This window comes from Pseudomonas extremorientalis (genome assembly GCF_001870465.1).
GTDB classification, from domain to species: Bacteria; Pseudomonadota; Gammaproteobacteria; order Pseudomonadales; family Pseudomonadaceae; genus Aquipseudomonas; species Aquipseudomonas extremorientalis.
On sequence record NZ_MDGK01000047.1, the window covers coordinates 150,881 to 169,228 of the forward strand.

Here is an 18,348-nt window from a genome sequence, read left to right on the forward strand (position 1 = left end):
ACACCGCTATCGGGGGCAAGCCCCCTCCCACATTGTTGATCGTTTTCAGTCTTGGAACTGGATGGGGCAGTTGTCGGCCCCTTCCAGTTTCCTCAACTCTTCCATCACCTGCGGCCGAGCCCGGCGCAAGGTCAAACTACGTCCCAATCCACGTAGTCGCCGCGCTTCCTGGTGCAGCATCTCCACCCCGGAATAGTCGATAAAGTTGATCTGCTGCGCCTCGATCACCACCCGCTCGCCCTGCAGGCTTTGCAGACGCGCTTGCAGGTAATGGCTGGCGCCGAAAAAGATCGAGCCGCCCACCCGCAGCACATCCTCATCGCCATCTCGCCACTGTTGTACCCGTGGCTGGGAGGTGCGCTTGAGGTAGAAAAACAGCGACGCCAGCACGCCTGCATAAATGGCGGTTTGCAGCTCCAGCAACAAGGTGGCCACACACGTCAAGCTCATCACCACAAACTCGGCGCGACTGACGCGGAACAGCGCACGAATGCCGCGACGGTCCACCAGCCCCCAACTGATCAGCAAGATGCTCGCGGCCATGCTCGGGATCGGAATATGGGCGATCAGGGCCGCGCCAAATAACGCGAACAACGCCACCCATAACGCGGAAAACACCCCGGCCAACGGCGAGCAGGCGCCCGCCTCGTAGCTGAGGCCGGAACGTGTGAACGAGCCGGCTGACAGGTAGCCGGAGAAAAATCCGCCCACGATATTGGATAGACCCTGTGCACGGACTTCCTGGTTAGCGTCGAGCAATTGCTGTGAGCGCGCCGACAACGAGCGGGCAATCGACAGGCTGGTCACCAACCCGAGCATGCCCACCGCCACGGCGCTCGGCAGCAGGCGCAGGAGCATGTCCAGGTCCATCGGCAACGGGCTGAACGGCGGCAGTTTGCCCACAAACGAACTGACCAGCGCTACGTGCCCGAACATCGCTGGCCACAGCCACGCCACCAGGCTGCCCAGTGCCAGCGCAATCAACAGCGTTGGCCAGCGAGGCACCAGGTACTTGAGCAGCGCGCCGACCAGCAACGTGCCAAACCCCAGTAAGAGGGACGCGTGGTCCCATTCGCCGCTGTGATGGATCAGTGCCAACAAGCTATTGATGGCGGTGGCCTGGCTTGGCAGATCCAGCCCCATCAGGTTGGGCAACTGGCCGAGGGCGATCACCACGGCGGCACCCAAGGTGAACCCGAGCACCACCGAGTGCGATACAAAATTTACCAACGCGCCGAAGCGCAGCATGCCCAACAGCCACTGGAAAACGCCGGCGAGGAAGGTCAGTAGCAGGATCAGGGTGATGTAGTCCTGTGACCCCGGCACGGCCAATGGACTGACGCTGGCGTACAGCACAATGGAAATCGCCGCCGTGGGCCCGCAGATCAAGTGCCAGGACGAACCCCAGAGGCAAGCGATCAGTACCGGGATGATCGCGGCGTACAGGCCGTACTCGGGTGGGAGACCGGCAATCAGCGCGTAGGCAATCGACTGTGGCAGGGCGAGGACTGCGCCACTGAGGCCGACGATTGCATCCCGGCCGACGCTGGCACGGGTTTGGCGCGGGAGCCAGCTGAGGAAGGGAAAAAGTGTGTGGCGGTTGGGCCGGGGCATCGCGGACTCGGATCGGAAGGTTTGCATCAGAGTATCAGTACACACAGGGCCTATGTGGGAGGGGGCTTGCCCCCGATGAGGGTGTGTCAGTTGATACATCCATGGCTGAGACACCGCTATCGGGGGCAAGCCCCCTCCCACATTTGAATTGCATCAGGCCTCAGAGTCTGGCTTTAACTGCAGGGAGTGCGTCTTGGCCGTCCAGTGTTTTTACACCCTCAAGCCACTTATCCAATACCGCCGGATTGGCCTTGATCCACGCCTTCGCCGCATCGGCGTTGCTGACCTTGTTGTTGGCGACCTCGGCCATGATGCCGTTCTCCATCTCCTGGGTAAAACTCAGGTTGGTCAGCAGTTTTCCTACGTTCGGGCAGGCCTGTGCGTAACCCTTGCGGGTCAAGGTATACACGCTGCCAGTGTCACCAAAGTATTTCTCGCCACCCTTGAGGTAGCGCATTTTCAACTGCACGTTCATCGGATGCGGGGTCCAGCCGAGGAAGGTGACGAATTTCTGTTTCTTCACCGCTCGCGACACTTCGGCCAGCATCGCCTGTTCGCTGGACTCGACCAGCTTCCACTGGCCCAGGTCGAAGTCGTTCTTCTTGATGATTTCCTGCAACGAGATATTTGCCGGCGCGCCGGAGCCGATGCCGTAGATCTTCTTGTCGAACTTGTCGGCAAACTTGTTCAGGTCGGCAAAATCATGCACCCCGGCGTCCCACACATAGTCGGGCACAGCGAGAGTGAACTCGGTGCCGTCGAGGTTTTTCGCCAGTTGCACCACATCGCCATTGGCCACGAACTTGTCGTAGAAGCCCTGCTGCGCCGGCATCCAGTTGCCGAGGAACACGTCCACCTGGCCGTCCTTGAGCCCGCCGAAGGTGATCGGCACCGCCAGGGTGTCCACCTTCGGTTTGTAGCCCATGCCGGTCAGCAGGAAACCGGCGATGGCGTTGGTGGCTGCGATATCGCTCCAGCCCGGATCGGCCATTTTTACCGTTTCACAACTGGCGTCCGCGTACACGTTGGCGCTGGTCAGTACCAACAGGCTCAACATCACAGTCAACTTTTGCATGGCCTTCCCTCTGTATTTATTGGTTTTGGCAGGGTTGTGGATAACGTGCCTTGCGCTCCAGGTCGTCGAGGTCGATATGGTTGCGCATGTATTGCTGACTGGCGTCCACCAGTGGCTGGTGATCCCAGCTCTTCAGCTTGCCCTGGGTGAGTGCCTCGAATACCAGGCGACGACGGCGTTGGCTGGCGAGTACCTGCTGGTGGATCGCCGGGATGTCCCATTTGGCCCGCGCCTCACTCAAAAACGCCTCGAACAGTGGCCGGTGTTCCGGTGACTGGCTGAGGTTCTCCCGCTCGTGCGGGTCGTTGTGCACATCGAACAGTAGACAAGGGTCGTCTTCGCTGTAGATGAATTTGTAGGCGCCTCGGCGAATCATCATCAGCGGGCTGATGGTGCCTTCGGCCATGTATTCGCCGAACACTTCGTCGTGCCCGCCCTGCCCTTGCAAGTGCGGGACCAGCGAGCGGCCGTCCAGCGGCAGGCGCGGGTCCAGTTCGCCGCCGGCCAGTTCCACCAGGGTCGGCAGCAGGTCGGCGGTGGACACGGCTTGCGTCACTCGACCCGCCGCGAATTGCCCCGGCGCACTGACCAGCAGCGGTACGCGCGCGGCCATTTCGAACCAGTGCATTTTGTACCAGAGCCCGCGCTCGCCGAGCATGTCACCGTGGTCGCCGGAGAAGATGATGATGGTGTCATCGGCCAGGCCGGTGTCTTCCAGGGTCTGCAGCAGCTTGCCGACATTGCTGTCGATGTAGCTGCACGCGCCGAAGTAGGCGCGGCGCGCATCGCGGATCTTATCCACGGGCAGCGGTTTGTCCCACAGGTCGTAGACCTTGAGCAGGCGCTGGGAGTGGGGGTCGAGATCAGCCTGGGCAGGCGTTGCAGGCAGGGGGATGTCGGCGTCGTCGTACAGGTCCCAGAACGGCTTGGGAATGGTGTACGGGTCGTGCGGGTGGGTCATCGATACCGTGAGGCAGAACGGTCGTTCGCCGTCTTCGCGGATATGGTCGAACAGGTATTGCCGGGCCTTGAACACCACCTCTTCGTCGAAATCCAGCTGGTTGGTGCGCACGCACGGGCCGGCTTGCAGCACCGACGACATGTTGTGGTACCAGGTGGGGCGCACGTGCGGCTCGTCCCAGTTCACCGCCCAGCCATAGTCGGCGGGGTAGATGTCGCTGGTCAGGCGTTCTTCGTAACCGTGCAGTTGGTCGGGGCCGCAGAAGTGCATCTTGCCCGACAGCGCGGTGCGGTAGCCGAGGCGGCGCAGGTAGTGAGCGTAGGTCGGCACGTCGGCGGGGAAATCGGCGGCGTTGTCGTAGGCGCCGATCTTGCTCGGCAACTGGCCGCTGACCAAGGTAAAGCGCGACGGTGCGCACAGCGGGCTGTTGCAGTACGCGGCATCGAACACCACGCCCTGTGCGGCGAGGCGGCTCAGGTTGGGCAATTTGATGGGGGAAGGTCCGTAGAACGGCAACATCGGCGCGGCCATTTGATCGGCCATGATGAAAAGAATGTTCTTGCGCTTCATGATCTATCGGCATTCCATAGGCGGTGTTTATGCGAATGAGCATGCAGCCCATGGAAAATGGGGTAAAGCCCATGAAAAGCAATGTCTAGGATAAGCACCGCTTATGTATGAAGCCCTTGGCGACCTGTCCCTCGATCTGCTGCGCGCGTTCGAAGCCGCAGCGCGCCACCGCAGTTTTACCGCCGCTGCCATGGAACTGGGCACCACCCAGCCTGCGATCAGCCAGCAGATCAAGCGCCTGGAAGAACAACTGGCGATCCGCCTGTTTGATCGCATCTACCGTGGCATTGAGTTGACCGATGCCGGCGCCCTGTTGTTCGAGCATGTGCAGGGCGGTTTGCAGGGCATCAACCAGGGACTGAGCCTGATCACCCAGCAGGATCAGCATGAAGTGCTGCAAGTGGCGACCGACTTCGCCTTCGCCGCTTATTGGTTGATGCCGCGTTTGCACCGCTTCCACCAGGCCAACCCTCAGGTGGACGTCAGCCTGGTGACCAGCGAACGCAACCACGCGACCTTGCGCAGCGATATTGATGTGGCGGTGCTGTTTGGCGACGGCCGTTTCAAGCAGGGCGATAGCCTGTGGCTGTTCAACGAGGAAGTGTTCCCGGTGTGCAGCCCGCAGTGGCTCAAAGAACAGGCCACGCCACTGACTAAGCAAAATTTGCACGATTTTCCGTTGTTGCACCTGCGCCAGGAAAACAACAGCCAGTGGTTCGACTGGAGTGGCGTGTTTCGCGAACTGGGCATCACCACTGCGCCTACTCCCGGCCAGCTGCGCTTCGATAACTACACCCTGTTGATCCAGGCTGCGATTGCCGGCCAGGGCGTGGCCATCGGCTGGCGCCATCTGGTGGATAACCTGCTGGAGCAGAACTGGCTGTGCCGACCGATCCACGACACGGTGATCTCGCGTTTCGGCTATTACGTGGTGCAACCCCAGCGCAAACGCCGAGGGCAGTTGGTGGAGCGGTTTGTCGACTGGCTGGTGGCCGAGCAAGCCAGCAGCGCGCAGTCGCTGACCGGACTGGCCCTGCCATCGATTGCGGTCTAGCATCTGGCGCATATTGGATCCGGAGTCCGTCATGCAACGTATCAAGGGCTATCACGCCCATATCTACTTCGACGCGAACACTATCGAACAGGCACGCACCTTGTGCGAAGACGCTGCCAAACTGTTCCCGCTGCGCATGGGCCGTGTGCACGAGCGGCCTGTAGGGCCGCACCCGGACTGGAGCTGCCAGTTGGCGTTCGACCCGGAATACATCGGTGTGGTGCTGCCGTGGCTGGTGATCCATCGCAATGGCCTGGTGGTGTTCCTGCACCCCGATACCGGCGATGATCTGAAGGACCACACGGACTATGCCGTCTGGATGGGGGCGATGCGGGAGCTGAACTTGTCAGCTTTTTCTTAAATTAAATCCCTAAATATGGGATTGATATTTATATATTGAGACTTCATCCGCCGTAGGTTTATATTCGCTGCATCCGCTCAGAACGCAGGTGAAGCGATGCAGGCGCAATTGATCGCGCTCGATTGGGGTACCAGTTCCCTTCGTGCTTATAAACTCGGCCCCGCCGGCGCAGTGCTGGAACAGCGCTCGCTGGCGTGGGGCATCATGCATTTGCCCAATGAACCCCGGGACATTGCTGGCGTGCGTTGCAGCGATGGCTTCGAGTTGGCGTTCGATGCGGCGTGTGGTGACTGGCTCGACGCCGAGCCCGGTTTGCCAGTGATTGCCTGCGGCATGGTCGGCAGTGCCCAGGGCTGGAGCGAAGCGGCTTATCGCAACACCCCTGTCGATGTCGCCAGCCTTGGCCAGGCGCTGCATAAGGTGCGCAGCCTGCGTGGCGTGGATGTGCATATCGTGCCGGGCGTGATCGAGCAGATCGGCTTGCCCAACGTGATGCGCGGCGAAGAAACCCAAGTGCTGGGCGTGCTTCAAGGGCTGGGCACCGATGGGTTGATCGGCCTGCCCGGCAGCCATTCCAAGTGGGTCGAGGTGGTCGATGGCTGCATCACTCACTTCGACACCTTCATGACCGGCGAGCTGTTTGCGGTGTTGAGCAAGCACAGCATCCTCGGGCGTACCCAACAACAATCCGCACAATTCCAGGCTGACGCCTTTGACCGCGGCGTGCAGGTGGCGCTGTCCAAAGACGGCGAGCGCGGCGTGCTGTCGACGCTTTTCAGTGCGCGCACCCTGGGCCTCACCGCCGAACTCACTGCCGAGCAGCAGCCCGATTACCTCTCCGGCTTGCTCATCGGCCATGAACTCGCCGGCCTGCCCGGCAGTGCCCGGCACAAGCCGATCATCCTGGTCGGCGCCGCGCCCCTCTGCGCCCGCTATCAACGCGCCCTCGCCCTCTGCGGCTTCGCCCACGTCAGCCTGGCGCAGGAAGCCACCGAGCGCGGGCTGTGGCAATTGGCGGTGGCATCCGGGCTCACTCAACCTGTACTGGAGGCCTGACATGCTCAAGCACGCACTCGCACAAAACGGTTTGATCGCGATTCTGCGCGGCATCCGCCCGGACGAAGCCCAGGCCGTCGGCCAGGTGTTGTACGAGGCCGGGTTTCGTGTGATCGAAGTCCCGCTGAATTCGCCCGATCCTTACACCAGCATCCGCACCCTGCGCGGCAGCCTGCCCGCCGATTGCCTGATCGGCGCCGGCACGGTGTTGCTGCCTGAGCAGGTCGAGCAGGTGAAGGCGGCCGGTGGTCAGGTGATCGTGATGCCCCACAGCGATGCCAAGGTGCTGCGAGCGGCGAAAGCCGCAGGCCTGTTCCTGTCGCCAGGTGTGGCGACACCGACCGAAGCTTTCGCCGCCCTGGCCGAAGGTGCTGACGTGCTGAAGCTGTTCCCCGCCGAGCAGATGGGCCCGGCGGTGATCAAGGCGTGGCTGGCGGTACTGCCGGCAGGCACCTTGCTGCTGCCGGTCGGCGGCATTACCCCGGACAACATGCAGGTGTTTGTCGATGCCGGCGCCAAAGGGTTCGGGCTGGGTTCCGGGTTGTTCAAACCGGGTATGACAGTGGATCAGGTAGCGAGCCGTGCCCAGGCTTATGTCGCCGCCTGGAAAGTCCTGAGCTGACATCAAGTTCCGCGCCCCTGGCGCTGCATCTAATAAGAGAGACAAGAGATGAAAATCACCAAACTGACGACCTTTATCGTCCCGCCGCGCTGGTGCTTCCTCAAGGTCGAGACCGACCAGGGCGTGACCGGCTGGGGTGAGCCCGTGGTCGAAGGCCGCGCCCATACCGTGGCGGCAGCGGTCGAAGAACTGTCCGACTACCTGATCGGCAAAGACCCGCGCAACATCGAAGACATCTGGACCGTGCTCTATCGCGGCGGCTTCTATCGCGGCGGCGCGGTGCACATGAGCGCCCTCGCCGGTATCGACCAGGCGCTGTGGGACATCAAGGGCAAGGCCCTCGGCGTGTCCGTCAGCGACTTGCTCGGCGGCCAGGTGCGCGACAAGATCCGCGTGTACTCGTGGATCGGTGGTGACCGCCCAGCCGACACCGCACGCGCTGCCAAAGAGGCGGTGGCTCGAGGCTTCACCGCGGTGAAGATGAATGGCACCGAAGAACTGCAATTCGTCGACAGCTTCGAAAAGGTCGACCTGGCCCTGGCAAACGTCGCCGCTGTGCGTGATGCGGTCGGCCCCAACGTCGGCATCGGCGTCGACTTCCATGGCCGTGTGCACAAGCCCATGGCCAAGGTGCTGATGAAGGAGCTGGATCCGTACAAGCTGATGTTTATCGAAGAGCCGGTGCTCAGCGAAAACTACGAAGCGCTCAAGGAGCTTGCGCCGCTGACCAGCACCCCGATTGCCCTGGGCGAGCGCCTGTTCTCGCGCTGGGACTTCAAGCGTGTGCTCAGCGAAGGCTATGTCGACATCATCCAGCCCGATGCTTCCCACGCGGGTGGCATCACCGAAACCCGCAAGATCGCCAACATGGCCGAGGCCTATGACGTGGCCCTGGCACTGCACTGCCCGCTGGGGCCGATTGCCCTGGCGGCGTGTTTGCAACTGGATGCGGTCTGCTACAACGCGTTTATCCAGGAGCAAAGCCTGGGCATTCACTACAACGAGAGCAACGACCTGCTCGACTATGTGCGCGACCCCGGTGTGTTCGACTATGACCAGGGCTTCGTGAAGATCCCCAACGGGCCGGGGCTGGGCATCGAGATCAATGAGGAATACGTGATCGAGCGCGCGGCCATCGGCCACCGCTGGCGCAACCCGATCTGGCGGCATGCCGACGGCAGCTTCGCCGAGTGGTAAGCACCCTGTAGGAGCCGGGATGCCGGCTCCTGCAAGCCCTCAATAAACATAAGAAGAGGCAACCCCCATGCACCCTGAATCCTTCACCGGGCAGGCGTCTTTAGTCACGCCTACCAAAAAGCGTTTTTTCATCATGGTGCTGCTGTTCATCACCGTGGTGATCAATTACCTCGACCGCAGCAACCTGTCGATTGCCGCCCCGGCGCTGACCAGCGAACTGGGCATCGACCCGGTTCAGGTCGGGCTGATTTTCTCCGCGTTCGGCTGGACCTACGCAGCCATGCAGATCCCTGGCGGCTGGCTGGTGGACCGCGTGCCGCCGCGCATTCTCTATACCGCCGCGCTGATCTTGTGGTCCATCGCCACCGTGATGCTCGGCTTCGCTGCCAGCTTTATCGCGTTGTTCGTGCTGCGCATGGCGGTGGGTGCCCTGGAAGCCCCGGCGTATCCGATCAACAGCCGCGTGGTCACCACCTGGTTTCCCGAGCGCGAACGCGCCACGGCGATTGGCTTCTACACCTCCGGGCAGTTTGTCGGGCTGGCATTCCTCACGCCGGTACTGGCCTGGCTGCAACACGCCTTCGGCTGGCACATGGTGTTTGTCGTCACCGGTGGCGTTGGCATCCTGTGGGGGATCATCTGGTACGCGGTGTATCGCGAGCCGAAGGATTTCAAAGGCGCCAACGCCGCTGAAATCGAGCTGATCCGCGAAGGCGGCGGCCTGGTGGACATGCAGGAAAAAACCGCCAAGGCCCCGTTCAGTTGGGTCGACCTGGGGATCGTGCTGAGCAAGCGCAAACTCTGGGGCATCTACCTGGGGCAGTTCTGCCTGAATTCCACGCTGTGGTTTTTCCTGACGTGGTTCCCCACCTACCTGGTGAAATATCGCGGGATGGACTTCATCAAGTCCGGCCTGCTGGCATCGTTGCCGTTCCTGGCGGCGTTTGTCGGCGTGCTGTGTTCCGGGATCTTTTCCGACTGGCTTATTCGTCGCGGCGCGTCGGTGGGGGTTGCGCGCAAGTTGCCGATCATTGGCGGGCTGCTGATTTCCACGGCGATCATCGGCGCCAACTATGTGGACTCGACGGCCTGGGTGATTGCGTTCCTGGCGGTGGCGTTCTTTGGCAATGGCCTGGCGTCGATTACCTGGTCGCTGGTGTCGACCCTGGCACCGGCGCGCCTGTTGGGGCTGACCGGTGGGGTGTTCAACTTCATCGGCAACCTGTCGGCGATTGCCACACCGATTGTGATCGGCTTTTTGGCCAGCGGTGATTCGTTTGCGCCGGCGATTACCTACATCGCGGTGCTTGCCCTGCTCGGGGCGCTTTCCTACGTGTTGCTGGTGGGTAAAGTCGAGCGCATCCAGCTGAATGAATAGCCTGCGGTGAAAGCGCTCGCCACAATATTATCGTTGGGGCCTAGTTGAGCACGCCGTCGAGGATCTCGTAGACGATGCCCGTGCCCACCGCAATCAACACCACATCCGGCCCCGAACGGCGCCACTCATAACCCGGGTACACCGGCAGGCGCGCCAGGGCACGGTTGTCGAGGCGTTCGCCGTAGTAACCACGGGGCAACGGCTGGCCACGTACCAGGCGCACGTTGGGGGGTGGCGGTGCGCCTCGGGCGAACTGGCCGTGGTTGTCATGGATGATCTGGCGTACCGGGCCGAAGTCCTGGGGCGGGCCGCCGCGGCGGTTGTCCTGCGGGCCGCGATGGTCGTCGCCATGTTGTTCGTGCTGGCCTTGCGGGCCGCCATGGTCGGGGCCGCCTTGGTCATAAGGCGCGGCTTGCACCAGCGCGCTGGCGCCAAGCACCAGCACGCCTAGGCTTGCGATCACGGATCTGGGCATTTTCATCGGGTCTTCCTCAGGGCACACAAACAAAAAAGGGACCTCGAACGAGGTTCGAAATCCCTTGGTCTTGCTGTTTAGGCCGTGCCCGAGCAGGTTGATTCCTCTGTATCAGGAACTTTACCTACCGCTTACGGGGGCCTTACTTACGGGCGTTACGCACGCCTTCCGACAGCGCCGCACACAGGCTCAACACGCCGTCGATGGCTTGCTGGTCGTTCTTGGCATTGGCGATGTGATCGATCAGCGCCGAACCCACCACCACACCGTCGGCCAGGCGGGCGATGGCCGCCGCTTGTTCCGGTGTGCGGATACCAAAGCCGATGCTGATCGGCAGGTCGGTGTGGCGGCGCAGACGGGTCACGGCTTCTTCGACGTGTTCCAGGGTCGCCGCACCGGCACCGGTCACGCCGGCGACCGAAACGTAATACACGAAGCCGGAGCTGCCGTTGAGCACGGTAGGCAGGCGTACGTCGTCGGTGGTCGGTGTGGTCAGGCGGATAAAGTCGATGCCTGCGGCCTGGGCCGGGTCGCACAGCTCGCCGTTATGCTCGGGCGGCATGTCGACCACGATCAGGCCGTCGACCCCGGCTTCCTTGGCGTCGGCGATGAACTTCGGCACGCCGTATTTGTGGATCGGGTTGAAGTAGCCCATCAACACCAGCGGCGTGTCGTTGTTGTCCTGGCGGAACTCGCTGACCATCTGCAGGGTTTTCACCAGGTTCTGTCTGGCATTCAACGCACGGATGTTGGCCAGCTGAATGGCCGGGCCGTCCGCCATCGGATCGGTGAAGGGCATGCCCAGCTCGATCACATCGGCACCGGCGGCCGGAAGGCCTTTGAGGATCGCCAGGGAGGTGTCATAGCCAGGGTCGCCAGCGGTGACGAAGGTTACCAGGGCGGCACGGTTCTGTTCTTTCAGCTGGGCGAAGCGGGTGTGCAGGCGGCTCATCAGTGTTTCTCCTGCTGCGACTGTTCCATATGGTGCATGACGGTTTGCATATCTTTATCGCCACGACCCGACAGGTTGATCACCATCAGGTGATCCTTCGGCAGGGTCGGGGCGCGCTTGAACACTTCGGCCAGGGCGTGGGCGCTTTCCAGGGCCGGAATGATCCCTTCCAGGCGGCAGCATTTGTGGAAGGCATCGAGGGCTTCGTCATCGGTCACCGAGGTGTACTGGACGCGGCCGATGTCATGCAACCAGGCGTGTTCCGGGCCGATGCCGGGGTAATCCAGGCCGGCAGAGATGGAGTGGGCGTCGATGATCTGGCCATCGTCGTCCTGCAGCAGGAAAGTACGGTTGCCGTGCAGTACGCCAGGTACGCCACCGTTGAGGCTGGCGGCGTGCTTGCCGGTTTCGATGCCGTGGCCGGCGGCTTCAACGCCGATGATCTCCACGCTCGTGTCATCCAGGAACGGGTGGAACAGACCCATGGCGTTGGACCCCCCGCCGATGCACGCCACCAGGCTGTCCGGCAGGCGGCCTTCCTGGGCTTGCAGTTGGTCGCGGGTTTCCTTGCCGATCACGGCCTGGAAGTCGCGCACCATGGCCGGGTACGGGTGCGGGCCGGCCACGGTGCCGATCAGGTAGAAGGTGCTGTCGACGTTGGTTACCCAGTCACGCAGGGCTTCGTTCATCGCGTCCTTGAGGGTGCCGGTGCCGGCGACCACCGGGATCACTTCGGCGCCCAGCAGCTTCATGCGGAACACGTTGGCCTGTTGGCGCTCGATATCAGTGGTGCCCATGTAGATCACGCATTGCAGGCCAAAGCGCGCAGCCACGGTGGCAGTCGCCACGCCGTGCATGCCGGCGCCGGTCTCGGCGATGATGCGTTTCTTGCCCATGCGCCGCGCCAGCAGGATCTGGCCGATGCAGTTGTTGATTTTGTGTGCGCCGGTGTGGTTCAGCTCTTCGCGCTTGAGGTAGATCTTGGCGCCGCCGCAGAACTCGGTCAGGCGCTCGGCAAAATACAACGGGCTTGGACGACCGACGTAGTCACGTTGGAAGTAGGCCAATTCCTCGTTGAACGCCGGATCGATCTTGGCCGCTTCGTATTCGCGGGCCAGGTCGAGGATCAACGGCATCAGGGTTTCAGCGACGTAACGGCCGCCGAACGCGCCGAACAGGCCGTTGACGTCTGGGCCGTTGCGTAGATCGGTCTGGGACTGAGTCATGGGACGCTCCAGGAGAGAATGGGTGTAGGAAGCAATGAGGGCCACTCTACCCCTGACGTCCTGCGCTGAAAACCGATAAGATCGCCGCAACCTGTCAGGAAAACTCACAAATGAGTCGAGACCTTCCACCCCTCAATGCCTTGCGTGCCTTTGAAGCCACCGCCCGTTTGAACAGCGTCAGCCAGGCAGCCGAGCAATTGCATGTGACCCATGGTGCGGTAAGCCGGCAATTGAAAGTGCTGGAAGAGCACTTGGGCGTGAGTTTGTTCGTCAAGGAGGGGCGCGGCCTTAAACTCACAGATGCCGGTACTCGTTTACGTGACGCCAGTGCCGAGGCGTTCGAGCGGCTGAGGGACGTGTGCGCCGAACTGACCCAGAGCAGTGCCGACGCACCGTTCGTGCTGGGTTGCTCGGGCAGCTTGCTGGCGCGCTGGCTGATCCCGCGCCTGGGTCGCTTGAACGCGGACCTGCCGGACCTGCGCCTGCATCTGTCGGCGGGTGACGGTGACCTCGACCCGCGCCGCCCCGGCCTGGATGCCCTGTTGGTGTTCGCCGAGCCACCCTGGCCTGCGGATATGCAGGTGTATGAACTGGCCAGCGAACGCATCGGCCCGGTGATGAGCCCGCGTTTTGCCGGCTACGAGCGGCTGCGCCGGGCACCCGCGTCGGCGTTGTGTGGTGAAGCGCTGTTGCACACCACCTCACGTCCGCAAGCCTGGCCCAGTTGGGCGCGGCAACACGGCATCGAACCCGGCGCGTTGAAACGCGGCCAGGGGTTTGAGCATTTGTATTATTTGCTGGAGGCGGCAGTGGCCGGGCTGGGCGTTGCGATTGCGCCAGAACCGCTGGTGGTCGAAGACTTGCGCGCGGGTCGCCTGGTGGCGCCGTGGGGTTTCAGTGAAACCCCAGCGCACCTGGCGTTGTGGCTACCCAAGCGCGCCGCAGACGGACGCGCCGGGCAACTGGCGCAGTGGCTCAAGGCTGAGCTGTTGCGCCAGCCAGATTAGTCACCGCGCTTGCACAGCAGGTAGGCGGCCAGCAGGCCCAGTGCGCCTACGGCAACACCGGCTGTGGTCCATGGGTGTTCTTGTGCGTAGTCCCGGGTTGCGACACCGGTTTCGCGAATTTTGACTTTGCTTTCTTCGTAGGCATCGCTGATCAGGTGGCGGGAGTGCTTGAGGGCATTCTCGGCATTGCTTTTCAGGGCCTTCAAGGTTTTGCGCGATTCGTCAGACGCATCGTCCTTGAGGCTTTCCAGAGACTTGAGCAGGCTCGAAATCTCGGCTTCCATGCTTTCCAGCGACGCTTTGCGTAAAGAAGTGTTGGCCATGTGGACTCTCCTGAAGTGATTGAGTGGCGTGTGTAGATACCGACTGCGGCCGTTTCAGAAAGTGCAGTTAATCTGAACTTTCAGGTAGGAACGGTCGCCAGAAGCAGTACGAACATTGACTGCTACGCTTGCTTAACGACCCTTAGGAGAACTGCCATGAGTGATCATCACACCTACAAGAAAGTCGAATTGGTTGGCTCGTCGACCACCAGCATCGAAGACGCGATCAACAATGCCATTGCTGAAGCCAACAAGAGCATCAAGCATCTCGAGTGGTTTGAAGTGACTGAAACACGTGGCCATATCGAGAATGGCAAGGTTGCGCACTATCAGGTCACCCTCAAGGTAGGGTTCCGAATTGCCAGTAGTTGATCGCAGCGGTTGAACTTGCTGACTGGCCGATTGCCATAACCTGCGCTACAACCAATGGGTGCCGATGCCGCAAGCGTCGGCACGCTCTTTTTGATCAGCGCAAGGAAAGTAACGGATGAAGAAGTTCCTGTTAGCGGTAGGTTTGTTGAGCATTGCAGGCACAGCCCTGGCGGCGGGCAAGCCTTGTGAAGAGCTGAAAAGCGAGATTGCGGCGAAAATCGACGCCAAGGGCGCTTCGGGTTATTCGTTGGAAGTTGTGGATAAAGGCGCTGCAGCCGATGGCTACACGGTAGTCGGCAGCTGCGAAGCCGGTACCAAGGAAATCGCCTACAAGCGCGGTTAATCCCGTGTTGCAGACGTAAAAAACCGACGCGAGTGCGTCGGTTTTTTTTCGCCTGAGGGTTTTAGCCCTTCATCACTTGCGCCAGCAGTTCGTAGGAATGAATCCGATCGGCGTGCTCGTACAGGTCGCAGGTAAAGATCAGCTCATCGGCGCCGGTTTGTTCGATCAGCACCTCCAGCTTGGCGCGGATCTTTGCCGGGCTACCGACCATGGCCAGGCCGAGGAAGCTGCCGACCGCGTCTTTTTCATGGGGCAGCCACAGGCCGTCCATGGTTTTCACCGGTGGGCGCTGCACCAGGCTTTGCCCGCGCATCAGCGCGAGGATGCGCTGGTAGACCGAGGTGGCGAGGTATTCAGCCTGTTCATCCGTATCTGCAGCGACCAGCGGAATGCCAAGCATCACGTAAGGCTTGTCCAGCACGGCCGAAGGCTTGAAGTGATTGCGATACACGCGAATCGCCTCATGCATCAGGCGCGGTGCGAAATGCGAGGCGAAGGCGTAAGGCAGACCGCGCTCACCTGCCAATTGCGCGCTGAACAGGCTGGAGCCCAGCAGCCAGACCGGTACGTTGGTGCCGGTACCGGGGACGGCGATCACCCGTTGGTCGGGGGTGCGTGGGCCGAGGTAGGCCATCAGCTCCGCCACATCTTCGGGGAAATCGTCGGCACTGCCGGAGCGCTCACGGCGCAGGGCGCGGGCGGTCATCTGGTCGGAGCCGGGTGCGCGGCCCAGGCCCAGGTCGATACGGCCGGGGTAGAGGCTTTCCAGGGTGCCGAACTGTTCGGCGATCACCAGCGGCGCATGGTTGGGCAGCATCACGCCGCCAGAGCCGACGCGGATCGTCGAGGTGCCACCGGCCAGGTAACCCAGCAGCACCGAGGTGGCCGAACTGGCGATACCGTCCATATTGTGGTGTTCAGCCACCCAGAAACGGGTGTAGCCGAACTTTTCTACATGCTGGGCCAGGTCTAGGGAATTGCGCAGTGACTGCGCCGGACTGCCGTTGGCGCGCACGGGCACCAGGTCGAGGGTCGAGAACTTTACGTCGGACAGCGATTTCATAAGCCTGCTTCTCCAAAGGGGCCGCAGGCTTTTTAGACGAACCAAAACCTGCCGCTTCATGTGCATGCTCTATGCAATGAGGGCATATACCCGAGATTCAATAGCAGGCCAGGAAATTTCCTACTGAATCGCTAGGTTTTTCTCACAAGATGAACTTTGCCGGGCCGACTATCCTCAGAACCCTTACTGACGCAAAACCACCGTTCGAGGAGACCGCTATGAGTATCGTTAAAAAAGCATCCGCGCATTGGGAAGGTGACCTGAAGACTGGCCTGGGATCCATTTCCACGGAAACCGGCGTACTGCGTGAAGCGCCCTACGGCTTCAAGGCCCGTTTCGAGGGCGGCAAGGGCACCAACCCGGAAGAACTGATCGGTGCGGCCCACGCCGGCTGTTTCTCCATGGCGTTTTCCATGATTCTCGGCGATGCCGGGCTCAAGGCTGACAGCATTGATACCCAGGCCGAAGTGACTCTGGACCAGGTTGACGGTGGTTTTGCGATCACCGCTGTGCACCTGATCCTCAAGGCCAAGATTCCGGGCGCGAGCCAGGCGCAGTTCGATGAACTGAGCAAAAAAGCCAAGGAAGGATGCCCGGTGTCCAAAGTGCTGAACGCAAAAATCAGCCTGGATGCCACCTTGGTCAGCTGACACACCCCGTCCAATGTGGGAGGGGGCAAGCCCTCTTCCACATTTAGCCCTGCGTTAAATCAGAACTCGTGTTTTGTAAGTGTGGTCCTATTACCATGCAGCCTAGGCGCACACCCGTGCGCAATGCATTCAGGGAGCTTCACACATGAAACGTTTTGCCTTGGCGATCATCTGCGGTGTATTGGCCACATCGGCTGTGGCCGCGCCAAAAGACTGCGAAGAGCTCAGGAAGGAGATCGAGGTCAAGATCCAGGCCAACGCGGTTCCGTCCTACACTTTGGAGATTGTCAGCAAGGAAGAAGCCGACAAGCACGACAGTGCCATGGTCGTCGGCAGCTGTGAGAACGGCACCAAGGCCATTGTCTACCAGAAGAACAACGACTGATCAGATGCAGTTGACGCTGCGTTCCTCCGCGAGCAACTGACGCGCCGAATCGTACAACCGGATATTCGGCGTGAAGGCCAGCGAGCGTCCTTCCAGCACATAACGCTGGCCAGCCTGGAAGTGGTCATATTCCAGGGTCATGAAGCAGGTGCGATACATCATCTGGCTGAGCCCACCCAAACCGCCGCCGGCCGGGACTTCAAAGTCGAAGCGCACCATCAGTTCATGATGGCCGGGTGGCATTTGGAAGAAACGTCCGTCATCCAGGTTCTTGCCGTCCAGACGCTGCGCCATGACCAGCTTGGAACCCGGCGTCGGCGTAGTGAAATCGACCCACGCCTGTTGCGGATCCATCGGTGGTACGGGTGTTGTCGTGCAGGCGCTGAGGAACAAAGCGGCGACGGGTAACAAGAGCTGGCGCATGGCAGGCACTCAACGGGAAGATAGAATTGAGCCTGCTGCGACGGCGGCAGACTTCCTATGAGTATAAACACGTCGCGCCATGGAAAAATTCCGCCTGGGCGCGATAGTCTGGCGAGCAAATTACCCAGGAGCGGTCGGGGCATGGTCAGGCGTTTTCTTCCAGGGTTGATGGTTGTGCTGCTCAGCGGCTGTTCCAGTGTCAGCTATTACAGCCAGTTGGCCAGCGGTCAGTGGCAATTGCTGCGGGCCCGGGAGCCGGTGGCGCAGGTGATCGCCGACCCTTCCCGCCCACCGCTGTTGCGCGAACACCTGGCGCAATCGCAAAAGGCGCGTACGTTCGCCAGTGAACACCTGCATCTGCCTGACAACCAGAGTTACAGGTTGTACGCCGACATTGGCCGACCCTATGTGGTCTGGAACGTCTTCGCCACGCAGGAGTTTTCCCTGTCTCCTGAAACCCATTGCTTCCCCATTGCGGGCTGTGTGGCCTATCGCGGCTACTACAACCAGGGTGCGGCGCGTGGTGAGGCGGCGTTGTTGAAGCAGCGAGGCATGGACGTGTCGATCGGCGGTGTCGAGGCCTATTCCACCTTGGGCTGGTTCAATGACCCGATCATGAATTCGATGATGAACTGGGGTGATGAGCGGCTGGCCACGTTGATCTTCCACGAACTGGCGCATCAGCGTTTCTATGTGAAGGACGACACCGAGTTCAATGAGTCGTTTGCCAATTTCGTCGAGCAGGAAGGCACGCGCCAGTGGCGCGCTGCACGTGGCTTGGCGCCGCAGAGCCTGTCGGCGTCGAAGCAGCGTGATGAGTTCATTCAGCTGATCCTCGATACCCGCCAACGATTGGAAAAACTCTATGCCCAACCCTTGGCCGCTGATGTGATGCGCCGGGCGAAGGCGGCCGAGTTCGAGCGTCTGCGTCGCGATTACCGGCAGCTGCGCGACAGCCAGTGGGGCGGGGACAAACGGTATGACGCGTGGATCAACCAACCCATGAACAATGCGCGGTTGTTACCGTTCGGGCTGTATGACCAGTGGGTGCCTGCGTTTGCGGCGTTGTTTGCGCAGGAAGGTGGGGATTGGCTGAGGTTTTATGCGGCGGTGGAGAAGCTGGGCGGATTGCCGATGGAGCAGCGCAAGGCGGCGTTGAGGCAGTTGCAAGGTATTGGCCTTCAGGGCCTCACCGGGGGCAAGCCCCTCCCACATGCTAATTTGTGAACACACTCAACTGT

General features: G+C 61.3%; 21 protein-coding genes. 12 read left to right on the forward strand and 9 right to left on the reverse strand.

What is annotated here, in order from left to right:
- Positions 1–45: 45 nt before the first annotated feature.
- From BFN10_RS18635 to betC, 3 genes are all read right to left on the reverse strand, one after another.
- A complete protein-coding gene (locus BFN10_RS18635) occupies positions 46–1,614 on the reverse strand; it encodes a SulP family inorganic anion transporter (RefSeq protein WP_071490975.1) in 1,569 nt (522 codons plus the stop codon).
- Between the two features lie 160 nt (positions 1,615–1,774).
- On the reverse strand, positions 1,775–2,689 hold the full coding sequence (gene choX / locus BFN10_RS18640) for a choline ABC transporter substrate-binding protein (RefSeq protein ID WP_071490908.1): 915 nt from the start codon (positions 2,687–2,689) through the stop codon (positions 1,775–1,777).
- Between the two features lie 16 nt (positions 2,690–2,705).
- The gene (gene betC, locus BFN10_RS18645; RefSeq protein ID WP_071490909.1) at positions 2,706–4,220 is read right to left on the reverse strand and encodes a choline-sulfatase; all 1,515 of its coding nucleotides are present in this window, start codon (positions 4,218–4,220) and stop codon (positions 2,706–2,708) included.
- Positions 4,221–4,323: 103 nt separating this feature from the next.
- On the opposite strand from betC, the gene BFN10_RS18650 reads away from it, so the two are divergent.
- From BFN10_RS18650 to BFN10_RS18675, 6 genes are all read left to right on the forward strand, one after another.
- On the forward strand, positions 4,324–5,274 hold the full coding sequence (locus tag BFN10_RS18650) for a choline sulfate utilization transcriptional regulator (RefSeq protein WP_071490910.1): 951 nt from the start codon (positions 4,324–4,326) through the stop codon (positions 5,272–5,274).
- Positions 5,275–5,305: 31 nt separating this feature from the next.
- Entirely contained in the window at positions 5,306–5,635 is a 330-nt protein-coding gene (locus BFN10_RS18655; protein WP_058424390.1) for a DOPA 4,5-dioxygenase family protein, read from the forward strand.
- A 96-nt stretch (positions 5,636–5,731) separates the two neighbouring features.
- Positions 5,732–6,691, forward strand: a complete 960-nt coding sequence (locus BFN10_RS18660) for a 2-dehydro-3-deoxygalactonokinase (RefSeq protein ID WP_071490911.1) — start codon at positions 5,732–5,734, stop codon at positions 6,689–6,691.
- Position 6,692: 1 nt separating this feature from the next.
- Positions 6,693–7,313, forward strand: coding sequence for a 2-dehydro-3-deoxy-6-phosphogalactonate aldolase (locus tag BFN10_RS18665; RefSeq protein ID WP_071490912.1), 621 nt, complete (start codon positions 6,693–6,695; stop codon positions 7,311–7,313).
- A 48-nt stretch (positions 7,314–7,361) separates the two neighbouring features.
- On the forward strand, positions 7,362–8,510 hold the full coding sequence (gene dgoD, locus BFN10_RS18670) for a galactonate dehydratase (RefSeq protein ID WP_003170741.1): 1,149 nt from the start codon (positions 7,362–7,364) through the stop codon (positions 8,508–8,510).
- 67 nt (positions 8,511–8,577) lie between these two features.
- The gene (locus BFN10_RS18675) at positions 8,578–9,888 is read left to right on the forward strand and encodes an MFS transporter (protein ID WP_071490913.1); all 1,311 of its coding nucleotides are present in this window, start codon (positions 8,578–8,580) and stop codon (positions 9,886–9,888) included.
- A 40-nt stretch (positions 9,889–9,928) separates the two neighbouring features.
- Here the strand turns inward: BFN10_RS18675 and BFN10_RS18680 are convergent, their stop codons facing one another.
- From BFN10_RS18680 to trpB, 3 genes are all read right to left on the reverse strand, one after another.
- The gene (locus BFN10_RS18680) at positions 9,929–10,369 is read right to left on the reverse strand and encodes an anti-virulence regulator CigR family protein (RefSeq protein WP_071490914.1); all 441 of its coding nucleotides are present in this window, start codon (positions 10,367–10,369) and stop codon (positions 9,929–9,931) included.
- A 136-nt stretch (positions 10,370–10,505) separates the two neighbouring features.
- Entirely contained in the window at positions 10,506–11,315 is an 810-nt protein-coding gene (gene trpA, locus BFN10_RS18685) for a tryptophan synthase subunit alpha (protein ID WP_071490915.1), read from the reverse strand.
- Positions 11,315–12,541: a tryptophan synthase subunit beta gene (gene trpB, locus BFN10_RS18690; protein ID WP_071490916.1), complete on the reverse strand. Its 1,227-nt coding sequence runs from the start codon at positions 12,539–12,541 to the stop codon at positions 11,315–11,317. The genes trpA and trpB overlap by 1 nt, the downstream gene beginning before the upstream one ends.
- A gap of 110 nt (positions 12,542–12,651) precedes the next feature.
- Between trpB and BFN10_RS18695 the strand changes: the two genes are divergently transcribed.
- Positions 12,652–13,548, forward strand: a complete 897-nt coding sequence (locus BFN10_RS18695; protein ID WP_071490917.1) for a LysR family transcriptional regulator — start codon at positions 12,652–12,654, stop codon at positions 13,546–13,548.
- On the opposite strand, the gene BFN10_RS18700 is transcribed toward BFN10_RS18695, so the two are convergent.
- Positions 13,545–13,871, reverse strand: a complete 327-nt coding sequence (locus BFN10_RS18700) for an ElaB/YgaM/YqjD family protein (protein ID WP_003170746.1) — start codon at positions 13,869–13,871, stop codon at positions 13,545–13,547. The two genes, BFN10_RS18695 and BFN10_RS18700, sit on opposite strands and share 4 nt — an antisense overlap.
- 156 nt (positions 13,872–14,027) lie before the next feature.
- Here BFN10_RS18700 and BFN10_RS18705 point away from each other — a divergent pair, with 156 nt between their 5' ends.
- Both BFN10_RS18705 and BFN10_RS18710 read left to right on the forward strand, forming a co-directional pair.
- Positions 14,028–14,243, forward strand: a complete 216-nt coding sequence (locus BFN10_RS18705; protein ID WP_032885105.1) for a dodecin — start codon at positions 14,028–14,030, stop codon at positions 14,241–14,243.
- 115 nt (positions 14,244–14,358) lie between these two features.
- A complete protein-coding gene (locus BFN10_RS18710) occupies positions 14,359–14,586 on the forward strand; it encodes a DUF1161 domain-containing protein (protein ID WP_012721486.1) in 228 nt (75 codons plus the stop codon).
- 61 nt (positions 14,587–14,647) lie between these two features.
- On the opposite strand, the gene BFN10_RS18715 is transcribed toward BFN10_RS18710, so the two are convergent.
- Positions 14,648–15,649, reverse strand: a complete 1,002-nt coding sequence (locus tag BFN10_RS18715; protein WP_071490918.1) for an LLM class flavin-dependent oxidoreductase — start codon at positions 15,647–15,649, stop codon at positions 14,648–14,650.
- Positions 15,650–15,867: 218 nt separating this feature from the next.
- Here BFN10_RS18715 and BFN10_RS18720 point away from each other — a divergent pair, with 218 nt between their 5' ends.
- Positions 15,868–16,299, forward strand: a complete 432-nt coding sequence (locus BFN10_RS18720) for an OsmC family protein (protein WP_017253980.1) — start codon at positions 15,868–15,870, stop codon at positions 16,297–16,299.
- Between the two features lie 145 nt (positions 16,300–16,444).
- Entirely contained in the window at positions 16,445–16,684 is a 240-nt protein-coding gene (locus tag BFN10_RS18725; protein WP_010207769.1) for a DUF1161 domain-containing protein, read from the forward strand.
- Here the strand turns inward: BFN10_RS18725 and BFN10_RS18730 are convergent, their stop codons facing one another.
- Positions 16,685–17,107 (reverse strand): PA0061/PA0062 family lipoprotein, encoded by a 423-nt coding sequence (locus BFN10_RS18730; protein ID WP_071490919.1) that lies wholly within the window; start codon positions 17,105–17,107, stop codon positions 16,685–16,687.
- Positions 17,108–17,248: 141 nt separating this feature from the next.
- Here BFN10_RS18730 and BFN10_RS18735 point away from each other — a divergent pair, with 141 nt between their 5' ends.
- Positions 17,249–18,334, forward strand: a complete 1,086-nt coding sequence (locus BFN10_RS18735) for an aminopeptidase (protein WP_071490920.1) — start codon at positions 17,249–17,251, stop codon at positions 18,332–18,334.
- Positions 18,335–18,348: the final 14 nt, after the last annotated feature.

Excerpts from the sequence above, each read along its gene's own strand:
- BFN10_RS18635 (WP_071490975.1), bottom strand. The coding sequence starts at position 1,614 with ATGCCCCGGCCCAACCGCCACACACTTTTTCCCTTCCTCAGCTGGCTC.
- choX (WP_071490908.1), bottom strand. The coding sequence starts at position 2,689 with ATGCAAAAGTTGACTGTGATGTTGAGCCTGTTGGTACTGACCAGCGCC.
- betC (WP_071490909.1), bottom strand. The coding sequence starts at position 4,220 with ATGAAGCGCAAGAACATTCTTTTCATCATGGCCGATCAAATGGCCGCG.
- BFN10_RS18650 (WP_071490910.1), top strand. The coding sequence starts at position 4,324 with ATGTATGAAGCCCTTGGCGACCTGTCCCTCGATCTGCTGCGCGCGTTC.
- BFN10_RS18655 (WP_058424390.1), top strand. The coding sequence starts at position 5,306 with ATGCAACGTATCAAGGGCTATCACGCCCATATCTACTTCGACGCGAAC.
- BFN10_RS18660 (WP_071490911.1), top strand. The coding sequence starts at position 5,732 with ATGCAGGCGCAATTGATCGCGCTCGATTGGGGTACCAGTTCCCTTCGT.
- BFN10_RS18665 (WP_071490912.1), top strand. The coding sequence starts at position 6,693 with ATGCTCAAGCACGCACTCGCACAAAACGGTTTGATCGCGATTCTGCGC.
- dgoD (WP_003170741.1), top strand. The coding sequence starts at position 7,362 with ATGAAAATCACCAAACTGACGACCTTTATCGTCCCGCCGCGCTGGTGC.
- BFN10_RS18675 (WP_071490913.1), top strand. The coding sequence starts at position 8,578 with ATGCACCCTGAATCCTTCACCGGGCAGGCGTCTTTAGTCACGCCTACC.
- BFN10_RS18680 (WP_071490914.1), bottom strand. The coding sequence starts at position 10,369 with ATGAAAATGCCCAGATCCGTGATCGCAAGCCTAGGCGTGCTGGTGCTT.
- trpA (WP_071490915.1), bottom strand. The coding sequence starts at position 11,315 with ATGAGCCGCCTGCACACCCGCTTCGCCCAGCTGAAAGAACAGAACCGT.
- trpB (WP_071490916.1), bottom strand. The coding sequence starts at position 12,541 with ATGACTCAGTCCCAGACCGATCTACGCAACGGCCCAGACGTCAACGGC.
- BFN10_RS18695 (WP_071490917.1), top strand. The coding sequence starts at position 12,652 with ATGAGTCGAGACCTTCCACCCCTCAATGCCTTGCGTGCCTTTGAAGCC.
- BFN10_RS18700 (WP_003170746.1), bottom strand. The coding sequence starts at position 13,871 with ATGGCCAACACTTCTTTACGCAAAGCGTCGCTGGAAAGCATGGAAGCC.
- BFN10_RS18705 (WP_032885105.1), top strand. The coding sequence starts at position 14,028 with ATGAGTGATCATCACACCTACAAGAAAGTCGAATTGGTTGGCTCGTCG.
- BFN10_RS18710 (WP_012721486.1), top strand. The coding sequence starts at position 14,359 with ATGAAGAAGTTCCTGTTAGCGGTAGGTTTGTTGAGCATTGCAGGCACA.
- BFN10_RS18715 (WP_071490918.1), bottom strand. The coding sequence starts at position 15,649 with ATGAAATCGCTGTCCGACGTAAAGTTCTCGACCCTCGACCTGGTGCCC.
- BFN10_RS18720 (WP_017253980.1), top strand. The coding sequence starts at position 15,868 with ATGAGTATCGTTAAAAAAGCATCCGCGCATTGGGAAGGTGACCTGAAG.
- BFN10_RS18725 (WP_010207769.1), top strand. The coding sequence starts at position 16,445 with ATGAAACGTTTTGCCTTGGCGATCATCTGCGGTGTATTGGCCACATCG.
- BFN10_RS18730 (WP_071490919.1), bottom strand. The coding sequence starts at position 17,107 with ATGCGCCAGCTCTTGTTACCCGTCGCCGCTTTGTTCCTCAGCGCCTGC.
- BFN10_RS18735 (WP_071490920.1), top strand. The coding sequence starts at position 17,249 with ATGGTCAGGCGTTTTCTTCCAGGGTTGATGGTTGTGCTGCTCAGCGGC.